Origin of the sequence: Massilia sp. NP310, from assembly GCF_019443485.1 — a bacterium.
GTDB classification, from domain to species: Bacteria; Pseudomonadota; Gammaproteobacteria; order Burkholderiales; family Burkholderiaceae_D; genus Telluria; species Telluria timonae.
Genome location: NZ_CP080379.1, coordinates 1,391,752 through 1,414,828, shown reverse-complemented (window position 1 = coordinate 1,414,828; position 23,077 = coordinate 1,391,752). Strand labels below are relative to the sequence as shown.

At 69.1% G+C, this 23,077-nt stretch carries 21 protein-coding genes; 17 read left to right on the top strand and 4 right to left on the bottom strand.

The features are described 5' to 3' along the window. The first annotated feature begins 9 nt into the window (after positions 1-9). The 8 genes from KY496_RS06320 (at position 10) to KY496_RS06285 (ending at position 9,614) form a co-directional block, all read left to right on the top strand. Positions 10-954 carry an HAD family phosphatase gene (locus KY496_RS06320; RefSeq protein WP_219864243.1) on the top strand — a complete coding sequence of 315 codons (945 nt, stop codon included), beginning with the start codon at positions 10-12 and terminating at the stop codon, positions 952-954. Further along, a complete protein-coding gene (locus KY496_RS06315; RefSeq protein ID WP_219864242.1) occupies positions 951-3,458 on the top strand; it encodes an autotransporter in 2,508 nt (835 codons plus the stop codon). The genes KY496_RS06320 and KY496_RS06315 overlap by 4 nt, the downstream gene beginning before the upstream one ends. 28 nt (positions 3,459-3,486) lie before the next feature. Further along, positions 3,487-4,497 carry a DUF1254 domain-containing protein gene (locus KY496_RS06310; protein WP_219864241.1) on the top strand — a complete coding sequence of 337 codons (1,011 nt, stop codon included), beginning with the start codon at positions 3,487-3,489 and terminating at the stop codon, positions 4,495-4,497. 14 nt (positions 4,498-4,511) lie between these two features. Beyond that, positions 4,512-4,970: a YidH family protein gene (locus KY496_RS06305; RefSeq protein WP_219864240.1), complete on the top strand. Its 459-nt coding sequence runs from the start codon at positions 4,512-4,514 to the stop codon at positions 4,968-4,970. Between the two features lie 32 nt (positions 4,971-5,002). Next, positions 5,003-6,562 carry an arylsulfatase gene (locus KY496_RS06300; RefSeq protein ID WP_219864239.1) on the top strand — a complete coding sequence of 520 codons (1,560 nt, stop codon included), beginning with the start codon at positions 5,003-5,005 and terminating at the stop codon, positions 6,560-6,562. Between the two features lie 67 nt (positions 6,563-6,629). Next, positions 6,630-7,271 (top strand): IS607 family transposase, encoded by a 642-nt coding sequence (locus tag KY496_RS06295; RefSeq protein ID WP_219864238.1) that lies wholly within the window; start codon positions 6,630-6,632, stop codon positions 7,269-7,271. Further along, positions 7,243-8,592 (top strand): RNA-guided endonuclease TnpB family protein, encoded by a 1,350-nt coding sequence (locus tag KY496_RS06290; protein WP_219864237.1) that lies wholly within the window; start codon positions 7,243-7,245, stop codon positions 8,590-8,592. Before KY496_RS06295 ends, KY496_RS06290 begins: the two co-directional genes overlap by 29 nt. An 8-nt stretch (positions 8,593-8,600) precedes the next feature. Beyond that, positions 8,601-9,614, top strand: coding sequence for a formylglycine-generating enzyme family protein (locus KY496_RS06285; protein WP_219864236.1), 1,014 nt, complete (start codon positions 8,601-8,603; stop codon positions 9,612-9,614). On the opposite strand, the gene KY496_RS06280 is transcribed toward KY496_RS06285, so the two are convergent. Then, positions 9,615-10,085 (bottom strand): glycine zipper family protein, encoded by a 471-nt coding sequence (locus tag KY496_RS06280; RefSeq protein WP_219864235.1) that lies wholly within the window; start codon positions 10,083-10,085, stop codon positions 9,615-9,617. Positions 10,086-10,094: 9 nt separating this feature from the next. Next, entirely contained in the window at positions 10,095-10,802 is a 708-nt protein-coding gene (locus KY496_RS06275) for a DUF3313 domain-containing protein (protein WP_219864234.1), read from the bottom strand. A 127-nt stretch (positions 10,803-10,929) separates the two neighbouring features. Here KY496_RS06275 and KY496_RS06270 point away from each other — a divergent pair, with 127 nt between their 5' ends. The 5 genes from KY496_RS06270 to KY496_RS06250 all read left to right on the top strand — a co-directional run bounded on the left by KY496_RS06270 (position 10,930) and on the right by KY496_RS06250 (position 16,896). After that, entirely contained in the window at positions 10,930-13,128 is a 2,199-nt protein-coding gene (locus KY496_RS06270; protein WP_219864233.1) for a patatin-like phospholipase family protein, read from the top strand. Positions 13,129-13,176: 48 nt separating this feature from the next. Next, positions 13,177-13,917: a hypothetical protein gene (locus KY496_RS06265; protein WP_219864232.1), complete on the top strand. Its 741-nt coding sequence runs from the start codon at positions 13,177-13,179 to the stop codon at positions 13,915-13,917. Between the two features lie 282 nt (positions 13,918-14,199). Next, on the top strand, positions 14,200-14,880 hold the full coding sequence (locus KY496_RS06260) for a response regulator transcription factor (RefSeq protein ID WP_219864231.1): 681 nt from the start codon (positions 14,200-14,202) through the stop codon (positions 14,878-14,880). 136 nt (positions 14,881-15,016) lie between these two features. After that, positions 15,017-15,766, top strand: a complete 750-nt coding sequence (gene aqpZ, locus KY496_RS06255; protein WP_071362596.1) for an aquaporin Z — start codon at positions 15,017-15,019, stop codon at positions 15,764-15,766. A gap of 224 nt (positions 15,767-15,990) precedes the next feature. Continuing rightward, complete coding sequence (locus KY496_RS06250; protein WP_229520445.1) at positions 15,991-16,896, top strand: PLP-dependent cysteine synthase family protein; 906 nt, start codon at positions 15,991-15,993, stop codon at positions 16,894-16,896. 2 nt (positions 16,897-16,898) lie between these two features. Here KY496_RS06250 and KY496_RS06245 read toward each other — a convergent pair whose 3' ends face one another. Both KY496_RS06245 and KY496_RS06240 read right to left on the bottom strand, forming a co-directional pair. Further along, positions 16,899-17,588 (bottom strand): trimeric intracellular cation channel family protein, encoded by a 690-nt coding sequence (locus tag KY496_RS06245; RefSeq protein ID WP_229520444.1) that lies wholly within the window; start codon positions 17,586-17,588, stop codon positions 16,899-16,901. An 83-nt stretch (positions 17,589-17,671) separates the two neighbouring features. After that, a complete protein-coding gene (locus KY496_RS06240) occupies positions 17,672-18,583 on the bottom strand; it encodes an alpha/beta fold hydrolase (protein WP_373889480.1) in 912 nt (303 codons plus the stop codon). Between the two features lie 160 nt (positions 18,584-18,743). Between KY496_RS06240 and KY496_RS06235 the strand changes: the two genes are divergently transcribed. The 4 genes from KY496_RS06235 to KY496_RS06220 all read left to right on the top strand — a co-directional run bounded on the left by KY496_RS06235 (position 18,744) and on the right by KY496_RS06220 (position 23,045). Further along, a complete protein-coding gene (locus tag KY496_RS06235; RefSeq protein ID WP_219865184.1) occupies positions 18,744-19,052 on the top strand; it encodes a hypothetical protein in 309 nt (102 codons plus the stop codon). Positions 19,053-19,189: 137 nt separating this feature from the next. Further along, the gene (locus tag KY496_RS06230) at positions 19,190-19,729 is read left to right on the top strand and encodes a 2Fe-2S iron-sulfur cluster-binding protein (protein WP_219864229.1); all 540 of its coding nucleotides are present in this window, start codon (positions 19,190-19,192) and stop codon (positions 19,727-19,729) included. Then, positions 19,726-20,712 carry a xanthine dehydrogenase family protein subunit M gene (locus tag KY496_RS06225; protein WP_219864228.1) on the top strand — a complete coding sequence of 329 codons (987 nt, stop codon included), beginning with the start codon at positions 19,726-19,728 and terminating at the stop codon, positions 20,710-20,712. The genes KY496_RS06230 and KY496_RS06225 overlap by 4 nt, the downstream gene beginning before the upstream one ends. 11 nt (positions 20,713-20,723) lie before the next feature. Continuing rightward, complete coding sequence (locus tag KY496_RS06220) at positions 20,724-23,045, top strand: xanthine dehydrogenase family protein molybdopterin-binding subunit (protein WP_219864227.1); 2,322 nt, start codon at positions 20,724-20,726, stop codon at positions 23,043-23,045. The last annotated feature ends 32 nt before the right edge of the window (positions 23,046-23,077 follow it).

Sequence of the window (23,077 nt, the reverse complement as noted above, 5' to 3'; positions counted from 1 at the left end):
GAGAAGACGATGACGCCCGTGCTTCCTTCCTGGACCGACGGCCCCGCCCGCGACGAGATCATCGATTTCGTGCGGCGCGTGACGGACGAGGAATCGAGCGCCCATGTGCCGCCGTCTGGCCGGATCGCCGTGTTCGACAACGACGGCACGCTGTGGTGCGAGAAGCCCGGTCCGATCCAGGCCGAATTCCTGTTCCGCCGGCTCGCGCGCATGGCCGAGCGCGACCCTGCGCTGGCTGCGCGCCAGCCGTGGAAGGCTGTGCTGGCGCGCGACTATGCCTGGCTGGGCGCCGCCATCGAACGCCATTACCGGGGCGACGACACTGCCCTGCATGCCATGGTCGACGGCCTGTTGCAGTGCTATGTCGGCCTCAGCACCGACGACTTCGCGCGCGCGGCTGGCGACTTCCTGCGCGGCGGGCGCCATCCCGAGCTGGGCCGGCCCTATCTCGAGTGCACCTACGCGCCGATGACGGAGCTGCTGCACTATCTGGCGGGGCACGGCTTCACCAATTGCGTCGCCAGCGGCGGCACGCGCGACTTCATGCGCACGGTGACCGAGGAGGTGTATGGCATCCCGCCCGAGAACGTGGTTGGCAGCTCGGTCGCGCTCGAGTACCGCGAGGACGTGGGCGACATCGTCCACACCGCCGCGGTCGAGGTGTTCGACGATGGGCCGATGAAGCCGGTGCGCATCTGGAGCCGGCTGGGACGGCGTCCGATCTTCGCCGCCGGCAACGCCAACGGCGACATCCAGATGCTCGATTACTGCGCGCGCGGCCCTGGCGCCTCGATGTGCCTGCTGATCCACCACGACGACGCCGAGCGCGAATATGCGTACACCGGCGGCGCCGAGGAAGCCTTGCTGCGCGCGGCGCGCGATGGCTGGACCGTGGCGGGCATGGCCGGCGCCTGGCGCACCGTGTTCGCGCCGCCCGCGGGAGCGTTGCAATGAAGCCCGGCTCCAGGCCCTGGCCGACCCTGGCGCTGCTGGTGGCGCTGGCGTCCAGCCTGTCGTGCGCCGCGCAGGGACCGACCGCGTCGCAGGACAACCCGCAGGCGCGCGTGGGCGATGCTGCGCCGCAGGAGCCCGCGCGCTGGCCGCGCCAGGTGCGCGCCGGCGCCGTCACGCTCACCATGTACCAGCCCCAGCTCGACGCCTGGGATGGCGCGCGGCTGCAGGCGCGCGCCGCCGTCGGCGCCAGCGCCGGCGAGCCGCCGCGCACCCGCTACGGCGTCGTCACGCTCGAGGCCGACACCCTGGTCGACAAGGGCACCCGCAGCGTGACCCTGGTGCGGGCCCGCATCGTGCAGTCCGAGTTTCCGTCCGCCTCCGCCGCCGAGAAGGGCGCCTGGGAGGCGGCGATCCGCGCCGAACTCGAAGGCCGTTCGCGCACCATCGAACTCGACCGCCTGGAGGCGGACCTGCAGGCGCTCGGCGCCGGCCGCGCGAGCGCGCAGGTAGCCCTGCGCAACACGCCGCCGCGCTTCGTGTTTTCCACCGTGCCTGCGATCCTGGTGGGCATCGACGGCGCGCCGGTCTACCGCCGCCTGGCGGGGCTGCCGCTCGAGCGCGTGATCAATACCCGGCCGTTGCTGCTGCGCGATGCGCGCAGCGTGCACTACCTGAAGATCTTCGACGGCTGGATGAGCGCCCCAAGCCTGGACGGCCGTTGGAGCGTGCTGGCGGCGCCCAGCGCCGACCTCGAACGGGCCTGGCGCCAGGTGGCGGACGCGCACCTGGCCGATCCCTTGAGCGGCCAGGCGTCGCCGGACGATCCGGCGCCGCGCCTGGCCGCCGGCGCGCCGGCGCTGGTCTTCGCCACCGCGCCGACCGAGCTGGTGGTGACCGAAGGCGCGCCGCGCTATGTGCCGATCGCCGGCACCCGCCTGCTGTACGCCGACAACACCACCGGCAACGTGTTCAAGTCGACGCTCGACAGCCGCACCTATGTGCTGGCCTCGGGGCGCTGGTTCCGCGCCGTCGACGAGGGCGGACCGTGGGAATACGTGGCGCAGTCCGCGCTGCCGCCCGATTTCGCGGCGATTCCCGACGACAGCGCCAAGGAAAACGTGAAGGCCTCGGTGGCCGGCACCGCCCAGGCGCGCGAGGCGGCGATCGCGGCCGCCATTCCACAGACGGCGACGGTGCAGGTCGCGCAGACCACCTTGCCGACGCCGGTGTTCGACGGGCCGCCCCAGTTCCGGCCGATCGCCGGCACCGCGCTGCGCTACATCGTCAATACCGCCACCACCATCATCGAGGCCGGGCCGGCCAGCTACTACGCGGTGCAGGACGGCGTCTGGTTCACCGCCAGCGCGCCCGCCGGCCCGTACCGGGTGGCGACCAGCGTGCCGTCCGAGATCTATGCGATCCCGCCCGAGTCGCCGCTGTACTTCGTGACGGCGGTGCGCATCTACGGCGTCGACGACGGCAGCGTGACGGTCGGCTACACCCCGGCCTACCAGGGCACCCTGGTCGATCCCGGCAGCGGCGTGGTGGTCTACGGCACCGGCTATGCCTACCAGCCCTGGATGGGTAGCTACTGGTATGGCGTGCCGGTCACCTACGGTTATGGCGCGTCGGTGGCCTACACACCCTGGACCGGCTGGGCGGTGGCCTTCGGCCTGGGCTGGGCCTGGGGCGCGGCAGTCTCGTCCTGCGGCTGGGGCTGGGGCCCGTATCCCTACTGGGGCGCCTGGGCGGCGCCGGCATGGGGCGGCGCCGCTTATGGCGCGCGCGGCGGCGCCGTGGCCTGGGGCGCGCGTGGCTGGGCCGGCTATACGGGCAATATCTATTCGCAGTGGGGCAACCGCGCCAGCGTGGGCCGCGCCGCGGGCGGTTTCGATGCCTGGAGTGGCAACGCCTGGGCCAGCCGGGTCGGCTCTTCGTACAACTCACGCACCGGCGTGGCCACCGCCGGCCAGCGCAGCGCGGTGCGCAATGTGTACACCGGCGAGTTCGCGGCCGGGGCGCGCGGCGTGCCCCAGGGGCCGCGCGGCGCCGTGGCCGCCGGCGCAAGGGGAATCGCGGCCGACCCCGCGCGCGGCGTCGCCGCCGCCGGCCGGCGCGGCGTGATCGCCGACCCGGTCAGCGGCAGGGCGGTGCAGGGGGCAAGCGGCGTGGTGGTCGACCGCGCCAGCGGCCAGGCCGAACGGGTGGCCGGCGCACGCGGCGCCGGGGGCGGCGCGGTGGCGCGGGTCGGCAACGACGTGTACGCCGGGCGCGATGGCCAGGTGTATCGCAACACGGGCGGCGGCTGGGAGCGGCACGGCGCCCAGGGCTGGAGCGCCGCCGAGGGCAGGGCAAGCCAGGGCGCCGCGACGATGCGCCAGCGGCTCGACGGCGACCGCGGCGCGCGCCAGTTCGGCGAAATGCGCACCCGGAACTTCGAACGCTCCTCGATGAACCTGCAGCGCAGCTTCGGCGGCCATCGCGGCGGCTTCCGGCGGCGCTAGCCACGACCAAGCGAGTGCGGAGACATCCATGAACAAGCCAGTCACGCCCAACCTGACGCGCGCCCAGCCGTTGGCGGTCACGATCGACAACTTCACGCGCGCCGAGAGCGATATGTATTTCGCGTCGACGATCAAGCTGGCCGGCGGCATCGGCCGGTTCGACCACCGGCGCGAGCTGATGCCGATCGATGCGCAGACGGTGGTGCGGGCCAACCGCGACACCCTGTATTCGGCCGCCGTGATCGACCTCGATGCCGGGCCGGCGACGGTCATCCTGCCGGATGCCGGCGCTCGCTTCATGTCGCTGATGGCGCTGGACGAGGAGCAGTACGCCTTCGGCGTCTGGTATGGCGCCTGCGCCGTGACGTTTAGCCGCGAGCAGGTCGGCACGCGCTACATGATGGCGGCGGTGCGCACCCTGGTCGACCCCACCACGCCGGGCGACTTCGAGCGCGCGCACGCGCTGCAGGACCGGATCGCGATCGAACAGCCACGCACGGGACGCTTCGAGGTTCCGGACTGGGACGCGGCCAGCCAGGGCCGGGTGCGCGACGCCCTGGTCGCGCTGGGCGCCAGCCTGCCCGATTCGCGCCGCACCTTCGGCACCCGCGAGCAGGTCGATCCGGTGCGCCACCTGGTCGGCACCGCGGTCGGCTGGGGCGGCAATCCCGAACGGCACGCGCTCTACCTCGGCGTGACGCCGCGGCGCAACGACGGCCGCACCGTGCACGAGTTGCGCCTCGGCGAGGTGCCGGTGGACGGCTTCTGGTCGATCAGCGTGTACAACGCGCGCGGCTATTTCGAGCCGAACGCGCGCGACGCCTACACGGTGAACGGCTACACGGCGCAGCGCGAGGAGGACGGCACGGTGCTGGTGCAGTTCGGCGGCTGCCCCGACGGCAATGAACATCGCAATGGGAGGGCCGCCAACTGCCTACCGGTGATGCCGGGCTGGAACTATACGGTGCGCCTCTACCGGCCGCGCGCCGAACTGCTGTCCGGGGCCTGGACCTTCCCGGCCGCCGAGCCGGTGACGTGAACGGCGCGCCGGCCATGGATACCGTCAGCGCGACCCCATTCGAGGACCCGGCGGTCGAGCTGTCGGCGCGCCGCACCGGGATGTCGTTCCAGCGCACCCGCATGAGCGCCGACCGCACCCTGATGTCGGTGATCCGCACCTCGCTGTCCCTGATCAGCTTTGGCTTCACCATCTTCCAGCTGTTCCTGAAGCTGGCCCAGGCCGAGGTGCTCGACGAGGGCAGCGGCGCGGCGCGCGGCTTCGGCGTGTCGCTGGTGGTGCTCGGAATCGCCATGCTGGTGTGCGGCATCGGCTTTCACGTGGCCTTCATGCGCGGCCTGCGCAGGGAGCGCGGGCAATTGAAGGCCCAGGGGCTGATCCACGGCGAGAGCGCGTTCCCGGTGTCGCTGACCCTGATGGTGGCCCTGGCCATGCTGCTGATCGGCCTGTTCGCGATCGGGGACATGGTGATCGGCTTCGGGCCGGTGGCCTGAAGCCGCAAGACATTTCTGAGAGGGAGGCTAGCATGGCAAACACATCACGCCGCGGCGCGAAACCGAACATCCTGGTGATCTGGGGCGACGACATCGGGATCAGCAACCTGAGCTGTTACTCGGACGGCCTGATGGGCTACCGCACGCCGAACATCGACCGCATCGCCAACGAAGGGATGCGCTTCACCGACTGCTATGGCGAGCAGTCGTGCACCGCCGGCCGCTCGTCCTTCATCACCGGCCAGAGCGTGTTTCGCACCGGCCTGTCGAAGGTCGGCATTCCCGGCGCCCCGATCGGGCTGCGCGCCGAGGACGCGACGATCGCCGAGCTGCTCAAGCCGCTCGGCTATGCGACTGGGCAGTTCGGCAAGAACCACCTGGGCGACCGCAATGAGTTTTTGCCGACCGTGCATGGCTTCGACGAATTCCTGGGCAATCTCTACCACCTCAACGCCGAGGAAGACCCGGAATCGCCCAATTACCCGAAGGTCGAGGAGTTCCCCGAATTCAAGGCGCGCTTCGGCCCGCGCGGGGTGCTGCATACCTGGGCCAGCGACACCGACGACGCCACCGTGCAGCCGCGCTGGGGCAAGGTCGGCCGCCAGCGCATCGAGGATACCGGGCCCTTGACCACCAAGCGCATGGAGACCTGCGACGATGAGTTCATCGCCGCCGCCAAGGACTTCATCACCCGCAAGCATGCCGACGAGCAGCCGTTTTTTTGCTGGGTCAATACCACCCATATGCATGCATTCACCCATACCAGGCCCGAGAGCCTGGGGCAGGCGGGACGCTGGCAGTCCCCTTACCACGACACCATGATCGACCACGACCGGCACGTCGGCCAGCTGCTCGACCTGCTGGACCAGCTGGGCATCGCCGACGATACCTTCGTCATGTACAGCACCGACAACGGGCCGCACATGAATACCTGGCCGGATGGCGCGATGACGCCCTTCAGGAGCGAGAAGAACACCAACTGGGAAGGCGCGTTCCGGGTGCCGATGGCGGTGCGCTGGCCCGGCCGCATCGCGGCCGGCAAGGTGTCCAACGAGATCGTCCAGCACCACGACTGGCTGCCGACCTTCCTGGCGATGGCCGGCGAACCCGCCATCGTCGACAAATGCAAGGCCGGCCACCAGGCCGGGGACAAGCGCTTCAGCCTGCACCTGGACGGCTACAACCTGCTGCCCTACCTGACCGGAGACGAGGCGAGCTCGCCGCGCAAGGGATTCATCTATTTTTCCGACGACGGCGACCTGGTGGCGCTGCGCTACGACCACTGGAAACTGGTGTTCATGGAGCAGCGCGCGAGCGGCACCCTGCGGGTGTGGTGCGATCCCTTCGTGCCGCTGCGGATTCCGAAGCTGTACAACCTGCGCACCGATCCCTACGAGCGCGCCGACGTCACCTCGAACACGTACTGGGACTGGTTCATGCGCAACGGCTACCTGTCCCTGGCGGGGCAGGCCATCGTCACCGAATTCCTCGAAACCTTCAAGGACTTTCCTCCGCGCCAGAAGGCCGCCACCTTCACGATCGACCAGGCGCTCGAAAAGATGACCGAGGCCGCCACCGGCGCCTATCACTGACGAAGGAGCGGAACTCTAGTCACAATTCCGGTGTCTGAATCTACGTAAGCGTACATGAGAGAACACCATGGAAATGATGCTGAAGACCGGAGCGGCGGCGCGCCGGCTTGGCGTGACACCCAAGACGTTGCAACGCTGGGATCGCTGTGGCACGTTCTCTCCATTGACGCGTAGCCCAACTGGCCTGCGCCTCTATAGCGAAACGCAGATTGCTGAGCGAATCGGCCTGCAGTCACGCCCGGCTCCATACCGCATCATCGCTTACTGTAGGGTGTCTAGCGCTGCGCAAAAGCCTGATTTGCGCAATCAGCGCCGGGTTCTGGAAGAATTTTGCACAGCCCGTGGACTGGCGAATGTCGAGTTCATCGAAGAGATCGGCGGCGGGCTCAATTTCAAGCGTCCGCGCTTGCTGGAGCTGACCGACGCGCTAGGGCGAGGCGAGGTCCGAACCCTGGTGCTGGCGCACCGGGATCGCCTGACGCGCTTCGGGTATGAATGGTTCGAACACATCGCGCACGAGCATGGCTTCGAATTCCTCGTACTGAATCAGGAGCGCTTGTCTCCCGAACAGGAAATGGTGCAAGACATGATGACCATCGTGCATTGCTTCTCAAGTCGTCTATATGGGTTGCGCAACTATCGCCGCCAGTTGGATGTTGCATTGAATAAGGATGTGCGCAATGTTGATGTCCCATCGCATCCGGCTTGAAGCCACGTCCGAACAGCGCGACTATTTCGCGCGAGCGGCAGGGACGGCGCGCAAGGTCTGGAACTGGGCGCTGGCTGAGTGGCAGCGGCAAGCCGCGCTGGGCCAGCGGCCAGATGCCATGAAACTGAAAAAGCAGTTCAATGGGATCAAGTATGCCCACCCGGATTGGCTCGATGCCGAAGGCAGACCGTGGCTGCGAATGATCCACCGCGATGCGCATGCACAGCCTTTCGCGCACCTTCAGCGAGCTTGGCGTCGCTACGTCGAGCAACAGCAAGCCGGCAAGAAAGCCTATCCACCGACGTTTAAACGGAAAGGCCGCTGCCGGGATTCGTTTTATATTGCCAACGACAAGATTCGTTTTGAGGGCAAGCGCGCCGTGCTGCCAAAAATCGGCGAGGTTTTGCTGGCCGAGGTTCTGCGGCTCCCCGGCAAGATCATGGGCGCCTGCGTATCACGCGAAGCCGACCATTGGTATCTGGCCGTGCAGGTCAAACTACCGGAACAACTGGCCCGCATGCGGCGCCGCGGCGATGGCGTGGTCGGGGTCGATCTCGGCGTGAGCGCCGCGGCCGCTCTGTCCAACGGCGAAAAGATCGCGGCCCCACGGCCGCTGCGCGCAAGCCAGCGGCGCCTGCGCATCCGGTCGCGGCGCCATGCACGCAAGCTGAAAGCAGCGAAGGCCGGTGCCGGGATCACGGGCGCGATCCCGAAAGGGGTACGTTTGCCGGTTTCGCGTAACCGACAAAAGGATGCGCGCGCACTGGCGCGCCTGCATGCGCACATCACCCACGTACGCTCCGACTTCATCCATAAGCTCACGACTCGCCTGTGCCGCGAAAACCAAGCGGTGGCGATCGAAGACCTGAACGTGAGCGGCATGCTGGCCAACCATCGGCTGGCGCGTGCGATCGCCGACGTTGGGTTTTACGAGATCTGGCGTCAGCTCCAGTACAAGGCACAACGCTACAACACGTTATTGGTGCTGGCGGATCGCTGGTATCCGTCTAGCAAATTGTGCTCGATATGCGGCGCGCACTACACCGGGTTGAAACTCGGTGAGCGTCACTGGACTTGCATCTGCGGCGCCCGTCACGATCGTGACGTGAACGCCGCAATCAATCTGCAACGGCTCGCCACCGGCGCCCTTGTGGCGAGAACGGCGCTACCCGAGGCGAGTCATGCGGCAACGTATGGCACTGCCGCTGGAGTGGTTCCAGCGGCAGGCGGGAAAGTCACGCCTGTCAGGTACGAGCACGGTCAACAGGACGGCTCGGGGCAGGAAGAGAACGGTGCGCACCTATGTGCACCTTTTCGATAGCAGGGCGTATGCTGGAAGCAGGGAGCACGACGGCGGCCGGCGCCGACCGCCGCGCCGCCTACCTGGAAGCGGCGCCGGCCCCTGGCCAGGCGCCGCAGCCGGGCCTGGCCTGGATCCCCGGCGGGCAATTCCAGATGGGGTCGGACCGCCACTATCCCGAGGAGGCGCCGGCCCATCCGGTGCGCGTGTCCGGCTTCTGGATGGCCACGACGGCGGTGACCAATGCCGAATTCGCCCGCTTCGTGGCGGCCACCGGCTACCTCACCCTGGCCGAGCGCGATCCCGATCCGGCCATGTACCCCGGCGCCTTGCCCGATATGCTGGTGCCGGGCGGCATGGTGTTCTTCAAGCCGCCGGGACGGGTCGACCTGCGCGACATCGGCAACAGGTGGGCCTATGTGGGCGGCGCCGACTGGAAACATCCGCGCGGGCCGGACAGCTCGCTCGATGGCCTGGAGGAGCATCCGGTGGTGCAGGTGGTGTACGAGGACGCGCTCGCCTATGCGCGCTGGGCCGGGCTGGAATTGCCGACCGAGGCCGAATGGGAATTCGCCGCGCGCGGCGGTCTGGACGGCGCCGACTACGTATGGGGCGCCGACTTCATGCCCGAGGGGGCGCCCCAGGCCAATACCTGGCATGGCGAATTTCCCTGGCAGCGCCTGCCGCCGTCGACCGCCCATGGCACGCTGCCGGCGCGCGCGTTCGCGCCGAATGGCTACGGCCTGTACCAGATGGCGGGCAATGTCTGGGAATGGACGGCCGACTGGTACCGCGCGCGCCATCCGGCGGCGGCGCACAAGGCCTGCTGCGTGCCGCAAAATCCACGCGGCGGTCCGCAGGACGGCAGTGTCGAGGCGGGCCAGCCCGCTGGCCTTCCCAGGATCGCGCGCAAGACCATCAAGGGCGGCTCACACCTGTGCGCGCCGAATTATTGCCGGCGCTACCGGCCGGCGGCGCGCTACCCGCATCCGCTCGACACCGCCACCTGCCACCTGGGTTTTCGCTGCATCCTGCGGGCGTAATTACTCGACCGTATAGCCACGGCCCCGCATGCAGGCATGGTAGGCGCGCCGGTATTCGTCGATCGCGGCCTGCTGGGCGCCGGCGCTGGCCGCATTGCGGTCGGCCTGGTTCTGGCGGGTGCGGTGGCCGCCGGCGATGGTGCCGACCCCGGCGCCGATGGCCGCGCCTTCGCCGGCGTCGCCGCCGATCGCGCCGATGGCCGCGCCGCCGAGCGCGCCGCGCAGGGCGCCGCGCACCCGCTCGCCGCCGCCGACGGCCGGGCCGGTCTCTTGCGGTGGCGGCTGGGACGCGACCGCGGCCGGATCGATCCCGGTCTGCTTCCTGGCCCAGGTGTGGCACTCGCCGTCATCGCGATCCTGGCGCGCCTGGCTCTGGCCCTGGGATGGATAGGCGATCGGCCGCTGGGCCTGGGCGACTGTCGCAGTGACGGCCAACAGCAGCGCCCAGGCAAGATGTCGCGTGATTGCCATGGCGCGCTCCTATTCGTCCGCGCTGACCCCGGCCGCCGCCGGGCTGCGCACCTCGTCGAGCCGGCGGCGGAAGCTGCCCGCCCAGTAGTCGCTGATCGATTGCAGCTCGGTCCAGGTGATCTGTTCGCCCTGCGGCAGGGTCTTGTCGCCGCGCCGGGTGGCGGTGGCGGCGATGACCCGCCGGCCGTCGGGCGCCAGCGCCTCCATTTCGGCCGTCATTTCGACCAGGCGCGGCGAGGTGCCGGCGACGGCGCGCCCGGCGTTGTACAGCGCCTTGATCGGGATGAAGTCGCTGGCGCCGGTCGGCGGCTTGACCGCCTGCACATTGGTGATCGCGATGCGCACGCGCAGCACGTCGGGGCCAGGGGTGGTCACGACCTGGTAGGCGGGCGCCAGCGCCCGCTGCAGCGACTGCTGGAAATCGGCGCTCATGCGCGCGATCGCATCGGGGGCGGGCGGGGGCTGGCCGGGCGCCGGCGCGGCCAGCACCTGGATCGGATCGAGCAGCAGCTTGGTGTAGCGCGTGTAGTCGACCGAGCGGTCGACGTACAGCTCGACGCCATCGCGGTCGGGCGCCGGCTTGAGCTGGGAATAGTCGCCCAGGAAGCCCGAGCGCTGGGCCTGGGCCGTGCCGACCTCGCCAGGTTCGGTGGTCTGGCTCGATTGGCAGCCTGCCAGCGCCATGGCCACGAGCACTGTGCCGATGGAAGTTTTCATTTGAAAGATCCCTCAAAAGTCTGATGGCCATCGTTATCTTGGGCGAATCGCGGGAACAAGCCTATAGTCCTTTGGTCCTACCGCAGGGTCGATCTACGGCCTCTACAGTGCAAAGGATATGCGGACAATGACGGCGAGCACCTGCCTGCGCCTGGCGTTCCTGCTGGCGCTCTTCCTGAATCCAGCCTGGTCCGCGGCCTGGTCCGCGGCCTTAGCCCAGCCGGGGCCGCGCATCGGCCTGGTGCTGGGCGGCGGCGGGGCGCGCGGAACGGCCCACGTCGGCGTGCTCGAGGTGCTCGACGCCTTGCGGGTGCCCGTCCATTGCGTGGCCGGCACCAGCATGGGCTCGCTAGTGGCCGGCGCCTGGCTCGGCGGGCTCACGCCGCCGCAGATGCTCGAGCGCATGGGCAAGGTCGACTGGCACGACCTGTTCGACGACGAAACCGCCCGCGGCCAGACCAACTACCGTGAGCGGCGCCTGGCGCAAAGCTATTATCCCGGCCTCGAGGCCGGCGTCACCCCGGACGGCCTGCGCATGGCGCGCGGCCTGGTCGGCGGCCAGAAGATCAAGCTGTTCTTCAACACCCTGGTCGGCGCCGACCGCGGCGAGCGCACCATCGAGAGCCTGCCGCTGCCGCTGTCGATCGTGGCCACCGACATCGGCACCGGCGAGCGCGTCGTGTTTCGCAGCGGCGAGCTGGCGGCCGCGATGCGCGCCAGCATGAGTGTGCCGGCGGTGCTGGCCCCGGTGGCCTACAAGGGACGCTACCTGGTCGACGGCGGCCTGGTCGACAACCTGCCGGTGGAAGAGGCGCGCGAGCGCTGCCAGGCCGACGTCATCATCGCGGTCGACGTCGGCTCGCCGCTGCTGCAGCCGCAGCAGGTACAGTCGCTGGCCAGCGTGTCCCTGCAAATGATTAATATCCTCACTGAGCAGAACGCCCAGGCCTCGCGCGCCCGGCTGGGGCCGCGCGACATCTATATCCAGCCCGACCTGAAAGGCATCACGGCGGCCGATTTCGCCAGGTTCCGCGAGGGCGCCGCGCGCGGCAAGGCGGCGGCCGAGGCGGTGGCGCCGCAGCTGGCGCGGCTCGCGCTGCCGGCCGCCGACTACGCGGCCTGGAGCGCGCGCCTGCGCAGTGCGCCGCAGCCGGCGCCACCCGTTGCCGGCGTCGAGATCGCCGGGCTGCGCCATGTGAACCCGGTGCTGGTGCGTGAACACCTCGATATCGCGCCCGGCCAGCCGCTCGATACGCTTCGCCTCGAGCATGGCCTGGCCCGGGTGTATGGCGAAGGCGACTTCGAGAGCGTCGACTATGCGTTGCTGGGCACCCGTGAGCGGCGCATCCTGCAGGTCACGCCCACCGAAAAGAGCTGGGGCCCCGACTACCTGCGTTTCGGCGTCGACCTGCACGCCTCGAACAAGGAGAACGACTTCGCGCTGCGCATGGCCTATCACCGCAAATGGCTCAACCCGCTGGGCGGCGAATGGCTGTCCGGGGTCCAGGTCGGCGAACGCGCCACGCTGTTCACCCAGTTCTACCAGCCGCTCGAAGCGCGCCAGCGCTTCTTCGTCCAGCCGGCGCTGGCCCTGGTGCACGACCGGCTCAATGTCTACCAGGATGACCGCCGCATCGCCGAATACCAGTTGCGCAGCCGCGGCGCCAGCCTCGGGCTGGGCGTGAATGCCGGCACCGTCGGCCAGCTGCGCCTGGAGCGCACGGTGCGCAAAGTCGACGCCACGGTCGAAACCGGGCCGGCGACCCTGCCGACCGGCGAGACGACCCTGCGTGGCTGGCAGGTCGTGGCCGACCTCGACCAGCTCGACAGCGCCTTCTTTCCCAGCCAGGGCTGGTCGGCGCGCGCCGCCTGGTTCCGCCACGACCACGGCGACTACAGCCGCCTGGCGTCCGAGCTGCGCGCCGCGCGGGTCTGGGGCGATTACGTGATCAACGGGCGGCTCCACTACACCGCCTCGACCCAGGGGCGGCTGCCGCTGGCCGACGCCGCCGCGCTGGGCGGCTTCCTGAACCTGTCCGGCTATGTGCGCAACCAGGTCCTGGCCGACGACGTGCGCTTTGCCAGCCTGCGCGGAGAAAAGATCATCGGCCGTATGCCGCTGGGGCTGAGCGGCGACCTGCGCATCGGCCTGTCGCTCGAGGCGGGCAGTGCGCGCAATCGCTACACCGAGACGCGGCTCGACGGCTGGCAGGCTGCTGGGTCCATCTACCTGGGCGGCATGACGCCGGTCGGCCCGCTGTACTTCGGCGCCGGACTGGCGCAGGGCGGCCGTTCGTCGCTGTACCTGTTCATCGGTTTGCCTTGACGCGCCGCGATCCTTCCCAACTTTGGCTGATCACAATCGGAGGCTGGCATGAACATCGGTTCCACGAGCAAGATGGCAGCGGCGCTGGCAAGCTGCGCGGTGTTGGCGGGACTGGCGATCCCGGCCGCCGCCCAGGCGCAAGAGGGCGAGCGCTGGGAATATGCGTTCGCGCCCTATCTGTGGGCGGCCGGCCTGGACGGCACCACGACGGTGGGCGACCTGTCGGTCGAGAGCGACCACAGCTTTTCCGACCTGGTCGACAAGGTCGACTTCGGCCTTACCGGCGCCTTCGAGGCGCGCAAGGGGCGCTGGGGCATCCTGTTCGACGCCATCTACATCAAGCTGTCGGACGACGTCGGCTCCCCCCGCGGGCCGGTGGACGTGGAAGCGGTGCAGCAGATGTATACGCTGGGCGGCGCCTGGCGTGCGCTCGAAGGGCCGGCGCCGGTCGACCTGATCGCCGGCCTGCGCTTCAATTACCTGAAGCCGACGCTCGAACTGGGCGGCGTCGAGCGCGGTCAGAGCAAGGATGCGCTCGATCCCTTTATCGGCGTGCGCGGACGCTATCCGCTCGCCCCGGGCTGGACCCTGGACGGCTACCTCGATGTCGGCACCTTCGACGGCAGCGATTACGCCTGGCAGTTGCTGGTGGGCGCCAGCTATGACTGGCGGCCGGACCGCTCGATCAAGTTCGGCTACCGCCAGCTCAAGACCAAGTACAGCGGCGAGCGCATCGAAGTCGGCACCACGATGCAGGGCCTGTATATCGGCGTCGGCATCCGCTTCTGACGGGCGATTTCTACAGGAGAGGTGCGGCCAACACCGCGTCATATGGAAACACCGATGCTGTGCGACCGCCTTACTCAAGATTGGTTTCGCAGGAGTCTGGCTAAGCGCGCTTGATGTTTGTGACATATCAAAGATGCCATCTGTGCTCCCGTGCGTGGGTAGGCGCCCATCTAGAATCGACTGCACCGCGCTCGCATGCGCAGGATGATGGTTGACAGCGGAAGGCGCAGTCTTCGAAGTACGGCGGCGGCTTCCGGTGCATTCTTGCAGCGGGAGTTGCCTATGCATACGATCGAACCCCTGACCTATCTTGTCGATGGCGATGCCGGGGCGCTGAAGGACATGGCGTGCCTGCTGCAGGCCGCGGGCCTGCGCGTCGCCGCCTTCGACCGCGCAGACGGTTTCCTGCAGGCCCACGATCCGGCGACACCCGGCTGCGCCGTGATCGATGTGCGCAGTCCAGGCCTGAACGGCCCGGACGGCCTGGACGGCCTGGACGGCCTGGCGCTGCTGGGCGAATTGCAACAGGGCGGCGCCGAGCGCGCCATCGTGTTCGTCACCGGCGGCGGCGACGTCGAGCTGGGCGTGCGGGCCATGAAGGCCGGCGCCGTCGACTTCCTGACCAAGCCGCTCGATGCGGTCGGTTTCATCGCCGCGGTGCGCCATGCGCTGGCGCGCGACGCCCACGAGCGCGCGGTGCGCTGCGAGTTGCAGCGCATCCGCGCCCACCTCGACACCCTGACCAGGCGCGAGCAGCAGGTGCTGCGCCATGTGGTGTCGGGGCGTCTGAACAAGCAGATCGCCTTCGACCTCGGCATCGCCGAAAAGACCATCAAGGTGCACCGCGCCCGCGTCATGGAAAAGATGGGCGCCACGTCGCTGGCCCAGCTGGTGCGCGAGACGCTGGAACTCGAGGCGGGCGCGGTGTTCGCTGCCGACGGCGTGGACAAGGACGCCGGCTGAGGGCGGGGGCGTCCGGCCCCGGTCCCATGCGCCGTATCGCCCTTTGGTCCAATAGGCGCTTGCCATCGGCCAGCGCAGGATGGCGATCCGCAGGCGCGCGCCGTACGTGCGCCCGGCACGATGGGGGAGGAGCGTCATGTTGAACAAACTCTTGGCCGAGTTCATCGGCACATTCTGGCTGGTGCTGGGCGGCTGCGGCAGCGCCGTGCTGGCCGCCACCTTTCCCGAGGTCGGCATCGGCCTGACCGGGGTCTCGCTGGCCTTCGGCCTGACCGTCCTGACGGCGGCCTATGCGCTCGGCCCAATCTCGGGCGGCCATTTCAATCCCGCCGTGTCGGTGGGCCTGTGGGCCGGCGGACGCTTCCCGGCGCGCCACCTGGCGCCCTACGTCGTGGCGCAGGTGGCCGGCGCCGTGCTGGCCGCGGCCCTGATCTATGTGATCGCGAGCGGCAAGGCGGGCTTCGACGTCCAGGCCGGCTTCGCGGCGAATGGCTATGGCGAGCACTCGCCGGGCGGCTATTCGCTCGGCGCGGCCTTGGTGTGCGAACTGGTGATGAGCTTCATGTTCGTGCTGGTGGTGCTGGGCGCGACCCATCAGCGGGCGCCGGTCGGGTTCGCCGGCATCGCGATCGGCCTGGCCCTGGCCCTGGTGCACCTGATCAGCATCCCGGTGACGAACACCTCGGTCAACCCGGCGCGCAGCACCGGCCCGGCTCTGTTCGTCGGCGGCTGGGCGATGGCCCAGCTGTGGCTGTTCTGGCTGGCCCCCTTGCTCGGCGGTGCGCTGGCCGGGGTGCTGTACCGCAAGGTGCTGCAGCGCGAACCGGTCGAGCCGTCGGTTACCGGCCAGCTGGAACCGGGCCTCGGTCTCGGGGCGCGCACCTGACTTGCTTTCACTTCCGCTCTCACTTTTTAGCCTAGGGGAAATAGCGCCGAAAATATTCCTGACATTGACGCAGATTAAGCACTACAATCGTCATGCATCCTGTTATGACGATGCACCGTCAGCGCCCGCCCTTGTGCGGGCGCTTGTTCGTTGTGCCTCGCATGCAGCTGGCATATCCGCCCCGGCGGATATGGCATCGCGGGTCTGGCTCGAAAGGAAGCGGCGTGCAATCCGAGATCAAGTCATCTGTCATGGAAGCGATCGGCAACACCCCGGTGGTCAGGCTCGGCCGCGTGTTCGCGGCGGCCAATGTGGTGGCCAAGCTGGAATTCATGAATCCCGGCGGCAGCATCAAGGACCGCATGGTGCGGGCCATGCTGCGCAAGTTGCCGCCGGAGGCCGGGCGCGTGGTCGAGGCGTCTTCCGGCAATACCGGCGCGGCCCTGGCGATGGCCAGCGCCGTGCTCGGCCTGGACTGCGAGGTCGCGGTCCCGGTCGCCACCAGCCGTGAAAAGATCCGGCGCATCGAAGCCTACGGCGCCACGGTGCGCGTATGCGACGCCGAACGCGGCCCCGACTACCAGGAGACGGCCCTGGACATCGCGCGCCAGGGCGGCGCCCACCACCTCGACCAGTATCGCTCGCGCCTGAACAGCCAGGCGCACTACGGCGACACCGCCCCCGAGCTGTGGTCGCAGATGAAGGGCGAGATCGACGTCTTCGTGTGCGGCGTCGGCTCGGGCGGGACGATCTCGGGCATCGGGCGTTACCTGAAGGAGCGCAATCCGGCTATCCGCGTGATCGGGGTCGAGCCGCTGGATTCGGCCTACCGGAAGCTGGTGACCGACCTGCCGGCGAACGGCGAATTCTCCAGCGCGATCGAGGGCGTCGGCAAGAGCTGTCCGTCGCCCGTGTTCGATCCGAGGGTGGTCGACGACGTGGTCCAGGTGCCGGACGAAGAAGCGTTGGCCTGGATCCACCGGCTGGCGCGCGAAGAGGGCATCCTGGCCGGCGGTTCGAGCGCCTGCGTGGCGGCGGGGATCGCCCGCCTGCTGCCGCAGCTGGGCAATGCCCGTGTGGTGACGATCTTTCCGGACTCCGGCGCGTTCTACCTGTCGAAGTATTTCTAGGCTCAGCGGCCGTCGCGGCCGGCGTCCTTGTCTGCGTCAGCCGGATCCGGCGCGCGCGCCGTCGGCAGGTGCCAGCCGTAGCGGATGGCGGCCAGGCGCAGGCCGAAGCACAGGGCGGCACCGGCCAGTGCGGTCGGGGTGCTGGGCAGCCCCAGGGCGTCACCAAGCACCACCACGGTGGCCCCGGCCAGGGCGGCGACGGCGTAGATGTCCGACCTGAACACGGCCGGCACGTTCGACAGCAGCACGTCGCGCGCGACGCCGCCGCCGATGCCGGTCAACATGCCGAGCAGCGCCGCCATCACCGGCTCCAGGCCGAACACCAGCGCCTTCTGGGCGCCGGCGACGCAGAACAGGGCCAGCCCGGCGCCGTCGAACACCAGCACCGGGTGGCGCAGGCGGTGCACGGCGGGCGACCAGAAGAAGATCGCCACCCCGGCCAGCAGCGACACGCCCAGGTAGCGCCAGTCGGTGAAGGCGGCCGGCGGCGTGGCGCCGATCAACAGGTCGCGCACGATGCCGCCCGAGGTGGCGGCGACGAAGGACAGCACCAGCACGCCGAACAGGTCGAGCTGGCGCCGCAGTCCGGCGGTGGCGCCGCTCAGGGCGAACACGAAGGTGCCGACCAGGTCGAGCGTCAGCACCAGGGTCTTCATGGCGGCGCCCATGTCGAGGGCGGAAACGGGGAACACGGCGTACCTCTAAACATGAAAGGTGCAATCCGCACCGAGGATGCGGATTCTATAGCACCGCGCCCATCCGCGCCCGTCAATGCTCAGCCGCGCACGAAGGCCAGCAGGTCGGCATTGACCTGGTCCTTGTGGGTGTCGGTCAGGCCGTGCGGCGCGCCCGGATACACGATCAGCTGCGCGTGCGGCACCAGGCGCCTGGAGGCGCGTCCGGCGGCGTCGATCGGCACGACCTGGTCGTCGTCGCCGTGGATGATCAGGGTCGGGATCGTGAATTTCTTCAGGTCTTCGGTGAAGTCGGTCTCCGAGAACGCCTCGATCGAGTCGTAGGTGTTCTTGTGGCCGCCCAGCATGCCCTGCATCCACCACGACTGGATCAGCCCTTGCGAGACCTTCGCCCCGGGCCGGTTGAAGCCGTAGAACGGGCCGCTCGGGATGTCCAGGTAGAACTGGGCGCGGTCGGCCAGCTGGCTGGCGCGCAGGCCGTCGAACACCTCGCGCGGCAGGCCGCCCGGATTGGCCTCGGTCTTGAGCATCAGCGGCGGCACCGCCGAGATCAGGCCGGCCTTGGCGACGCGTGCGGTGCCGTGGCGGCCGATATAACGCGCCACTTCGCCGCCGCCCGTCGAAAAGCCGAACAGCACCGCGTCCCTGACGTCCAGGTGGTCGAGCAGCTCGGCCAGGTCGTCGGCGTAGTGGTCCATGTCGTTGCCGTCCCACGGCTGGCTCGAGCGGCCGTGGCCGCGGCGGTCGTGGGCGATGCAGCGGTAGCCCTGGCCGGCGAGGAAGATCATCTGCGATTCCCAGCTGTCCGAGTTCAACGGCCAACCGTGGCAGAACACGATGGGCTGGCCGCTGCCCCAGTCCTTGTAATAGAGTTCGACGCCTTCCCTGGTGGTGTAGATGGCCATGTGGGTTTCTCCTTGGTATGAATGGTGGTGAACGGGAAAAGTGGGCGACTGGGCTTGCCGCTCCTGCAACACTGAGTAGACGCGAATTCACACCGCGGCGATACCTGTCTGAAGGAAGAGCCGGCAGCCACACGATCGGTGGTGGCGGACGCAGGCAGCACCGCCGGGGTGGTTGCGCAGCCCTGTGCCGCAGGCCCGTGTATTTACTTCTTGTCACGCGGCCGGCGAACGCTCAAGGTAGCGAAGGATGGATTCTTTACTGGCGCAGCCGCCCGCGCTGCACTACATTGAGACAAGGCGGGCGCCGTGGGCCGGCCGCATCGAATGGAGCGAACCGATGAACATGTCGAAACCCGGGGCGAACCAGCGCGGGACATCGTCGCGCCGGCAAACCAGCGGCGCCATGCCTGGGCGCCCGGACCCGCACCAGGAAGCCGCGCTCGACGAAGCGCTTGCCGAATCCTTTCCCGCCAGCGACCCCGTGGCGGTCTCGATCAGCACGGCGGCTCCGGACGCAAAGCGGCGCATTGCACGATCCTCCGAACGCCCATCCTGAGCCCCAAGCGTGCGCCTTTTCGGCACGGCTGACTCTACACTTGGTACTCGCTATCGGAGCACCTACGGTTACTTTCCCGCATGTTTTTCAGCACGATGTGCAGGCAGGCGACCGCCACCCGAGAAGGAGTCTCTACCGTGTCGACCACCATCACCATCAACGGAAACGCCGTCGCACTGCCAAGCGACCCGCGCGTTTCCCTGCTCGACTTCCTGCGCGAGCACCTGCACCTGAGTGGCACCAAGAAGGGCTGCGACCAGGGCGCCTGCGGCGCCTGCACCGTGTTGCTCGACGGCGAGCAGCGCATCCTGTCCTGCCTGGCCCTGGCCGTGCAATACCAGGGGCGCGCGATCACCTCGGTCGAGGGGCTGGCGGGCGACGGCCAGCTGCACGCCCTGCAGCAAGCGTTCATCGACCATGATGGTTTCCAGTGCGGCTATTGCACGCCAGGGCAGATCTGCTCGGCGCTGGGCATGGAGGCCGAGCTGCGGCGCGGCGTGCCGAGCTACGTCACCGACGACCTCGGCCTCGAGACGATCGCGCTCAGCGAAGAAGAAGTGCGCGAGCGCATGAGCGGCAACCTGTGCCGTTGCGGCGCCTACAACGGCATCGTGGCCGCGGTGACCGAACACCATGTGCAGCTGCACGCCAGGGCGCCGGCCGGGGAGGCGTCATGAACCCGTTCACCTTCGCCCGCGCCCAGGACGTGCAGGACGCCGTGCGCCAGGGCGCGGCGGCGGGCAGCCGCTATCTTGGCGGCGGCACCAACCTGGTCGACCTGATGCGCGAGACCATCGAACGGCCGGCGCAGCTGGTCGACGTCAGCGGCCTGTCGCAGCAGATCGACGAGCGTGCCGACGGCAGCCTGCTGGTGGGCGCCGCCGTCAGGAACACGGCGCTGGCCGAGCACCGCGCGGTGCGTACGCGCTTTCCGCTGCTGGCGCGCGCCATCGCTTCCGGCGCATCGGGCCAGATCCGCAATATGGCCACCGTCGCCGGCAACGTCCTGCAGCGCACCCGCTGCACCTATTTCTACGACCGCGAGGGCGCCCACTGCAACAAGCGCAATCCGGGCGAGGGCTGCGACGCGCTCCAGGGCGTGCACCGCATGCATGCGGTGCTGGGGGCCTCCAGCGCCTGCATCGCCACCCATCCTTCCGATATGTGCGTGGCGCTGGCCGCGCTCGACGCCGTGGTCCACCTGCAGGGCGTGGGCGAGGCACGCCAGGTGCCGTTCACCGGCTTTCACCTGCTGCCGGAAGACCATCCCGAGCGCGAAACCGTCCTCCAGCCCGGCGAACTGATCACGGCGATCGAGATCCCGGCGCTGGCCTTCGGCGCCAACTCCACCTACCGCAAGGTGCGTGACCGCGCCAGCTATGCGTTCGCGCTGGTGTCGGTGGCGGCCGCGCTCGAGGTCCGGGACGGGGTGGTCAGCGACGTGCGCCTGGCCCTGGGCGGCGTGGCGCACAAGCCGTGGCGCGCGGCGACGCTGGAGCAGATGCTGCGCGGCCAGCCGGCCGACGCGGTCCATTTCGAGGCCGCGGCGCGGGCCGAGATGGCCGACGCCAAGCCCTTGCGCGACAACGCGTTCAAGATCCCGCTGGCCCAGCGCACGATGGTGGCCGTGCTCGACCGCCTGGCCACCGTCCATTCCTGAGGAGCTCGAGTATGAAAATCGTACAGAACATCCAGAAGGCCGGCCAGGCGATCATGCAGAAGGCGGTGGCGCTCGCGCCCGACCGCTACGTCACTGGCGGCAAGCCCGATCCGCTCGCTTCCAGCGACGATCCGCTGATCGGCGCGCCGGTGTCGCGCCTCGACGGCCCCGTCAAGGTCAGGGGCGAGGCGAAATATGCCGCCGAGTTCGCGCCGGCCGGCATGGTGCATGGCGCCCTCGTGTACAGCACGGTGGCGAAAGGACGCATTGCCGCCATCGACGTCGCCGGGGCCGAGGCGGCGCCCGGCGTCGTGCTGGTGATGAGCCACCTGAATGCGCCGAAGATGCAGCCGCCGCCGCTCCTGATGCGCGAGCCGTTGGGAGGCAGCGGGGATGCGCTGCCGGTGTTCCAGGACGACCGCGTGCACTGGAACGGCCAGCCGGTGGCGGTGGTGCTGGCGGAGACGCGCGAGCAGGCCGACCATGCCGCGTCCCTGGTGCGCGTGCGCTACGCCGCCGAGGACGGGGTGACTTCCATGGAAGCCGCGCGCGCGGCCGGCGCGACAGTGGCCGGGTTCATGGGCGCGCCGCTGCAGGACATCATCGGCGACGCCGAGGCCGCGCTGGCGTCCGCGGGGCAGCGGGTCGATGTGGTCTACCGGACCCCGCGCCAGAACCATCACGCGATCGAGCTGCACGCGGTGACGGTGGCCTGGGAGGGCGACGTCCTGCGGGTCCACGACTCGACCCAGGGCGTCGTCAATGCCGCCTTCACGCTGGCCCAGGTGTTCGGCATCGCGCAGGAACAGGTGCGGGTGACGTCGCCCTTCGTCGGCGGCGGCTTTGGCGGCAAGCTGGTGTGGCGCCACCATCTGCTGGCCGCCGCCGCGTCGAAGCTGTCCGGCAGGCCGGTGCGCATCATGCTGTCGCGCGAAGGCGTGTGTCGCGCCGTCGGCGGGCGCACGACGACCGAGCAGCGGGTGGCCATCGGCGCCGACCGCGACGGCCGCTTCGTTTCGCTGATCCACACCGGCGTGGCCGTGATGACCGAATACAATGCCATGCCCGAGCCGTTCATCCACAACGCACGGGTCATGTATGCGGCCCCCGCCATGAAGCTCGAGGTGCAGAAGGTGACCATGAACATGGTCGCCAACGTCCCGATGCGCGCGCCGGGAGAATCGGTGGGGTCGTTCGCCCTCGAGAGCGCGGTCGACGAGCTGGCCGACCAGCTGGGCATCGACCCGATCGTGCTGCGCCGGCGCAACGAGCCGGTGCAGGACCCGATCGAGGGCACGCCGTTCTCGTCGCGCCACCTGATCGAAGCCTATCGCGCCGGCGCCCAGGCCTTCGGCTGGCAGGAGCGGCACACGAAGCCGCGCATGCGGCAAGAGGGCGAATGGCTGGTCGGCCTGGGCTGCGCCAGCGCGGTCTTTCCCTACTATCGGATGGAAGGCGGGGCGGCCCGCATCGTGCTTTCTCGCGACGGCCACGCACGGGTGTCGGTCGGCGCGCACGAGATGGGCATGGGCACGGCCACCGCCCAGACCCAGCTGTGCGCGGTGCGGCTGGGGCTGCCGATGGAAAAGGTGAGTTTTGGCTACGGCGACTCGGCGCTGCCGGGCGCGGTGCTGGCCGGCGGCTCGCAGCAGACGGCCGTGGTCGCGGCCGCGGTCAAGGCGGCCCACGCGGCGCTGTGCGCCGAGCTGCTCAAGCTGGCCGGCCGCGAGTCGCCGCTGGCGGGCTTGAAGCCGGAACAAGTGCGCTCGCGCGACGGCGGCCTGTGCAAGGTCGACGATGCCGAGCGCTGGGAAAGCTACGCCGACATCCTGGCCAGGGCCGGGCGCGACGAAGTGGAGGTGACGGCCAAGGCGCCGCCGTCGCAGGAAAGCGAGCACTGGTCGATGCATTCGTACGGCGCGATCTTTTGCGAGGCGCGGGTCAACGTCGTTACCGGCGAGCCGCGCGTGACGCGCCTGCTCGGTTCCTTCGACGTCGGCCGCATCCTCAACGCCAAGACCGCCGCCAGCCAGTTGCGGGGCGGGATGATCATGGGCCTGGGCGCGGCGTTGATGGAAGAGACGCATCTCGACGAGCGTAACGGGCGTGTGGTCAATGCCAGCCTGTCGGAGTACCACGTGCCGGCCCACCTGGACGTGCCGGAGGTCGAGGTGATGTGGCTCGACATTCCCGATCCGCATGCGCCAGCCGGCATGCGCGGGGTCGGCGAGATCGGCATCACCGGCACCATGGCGGCGATCGCGAATGCGATCTACAACGCCTGCGGCAAGCGGGTGCGGGAGTTGCCGATCACGCTCGATAAACTGATGTGATCGGGCGGCGAGGGCGCCCCGGTCGCTTCCGG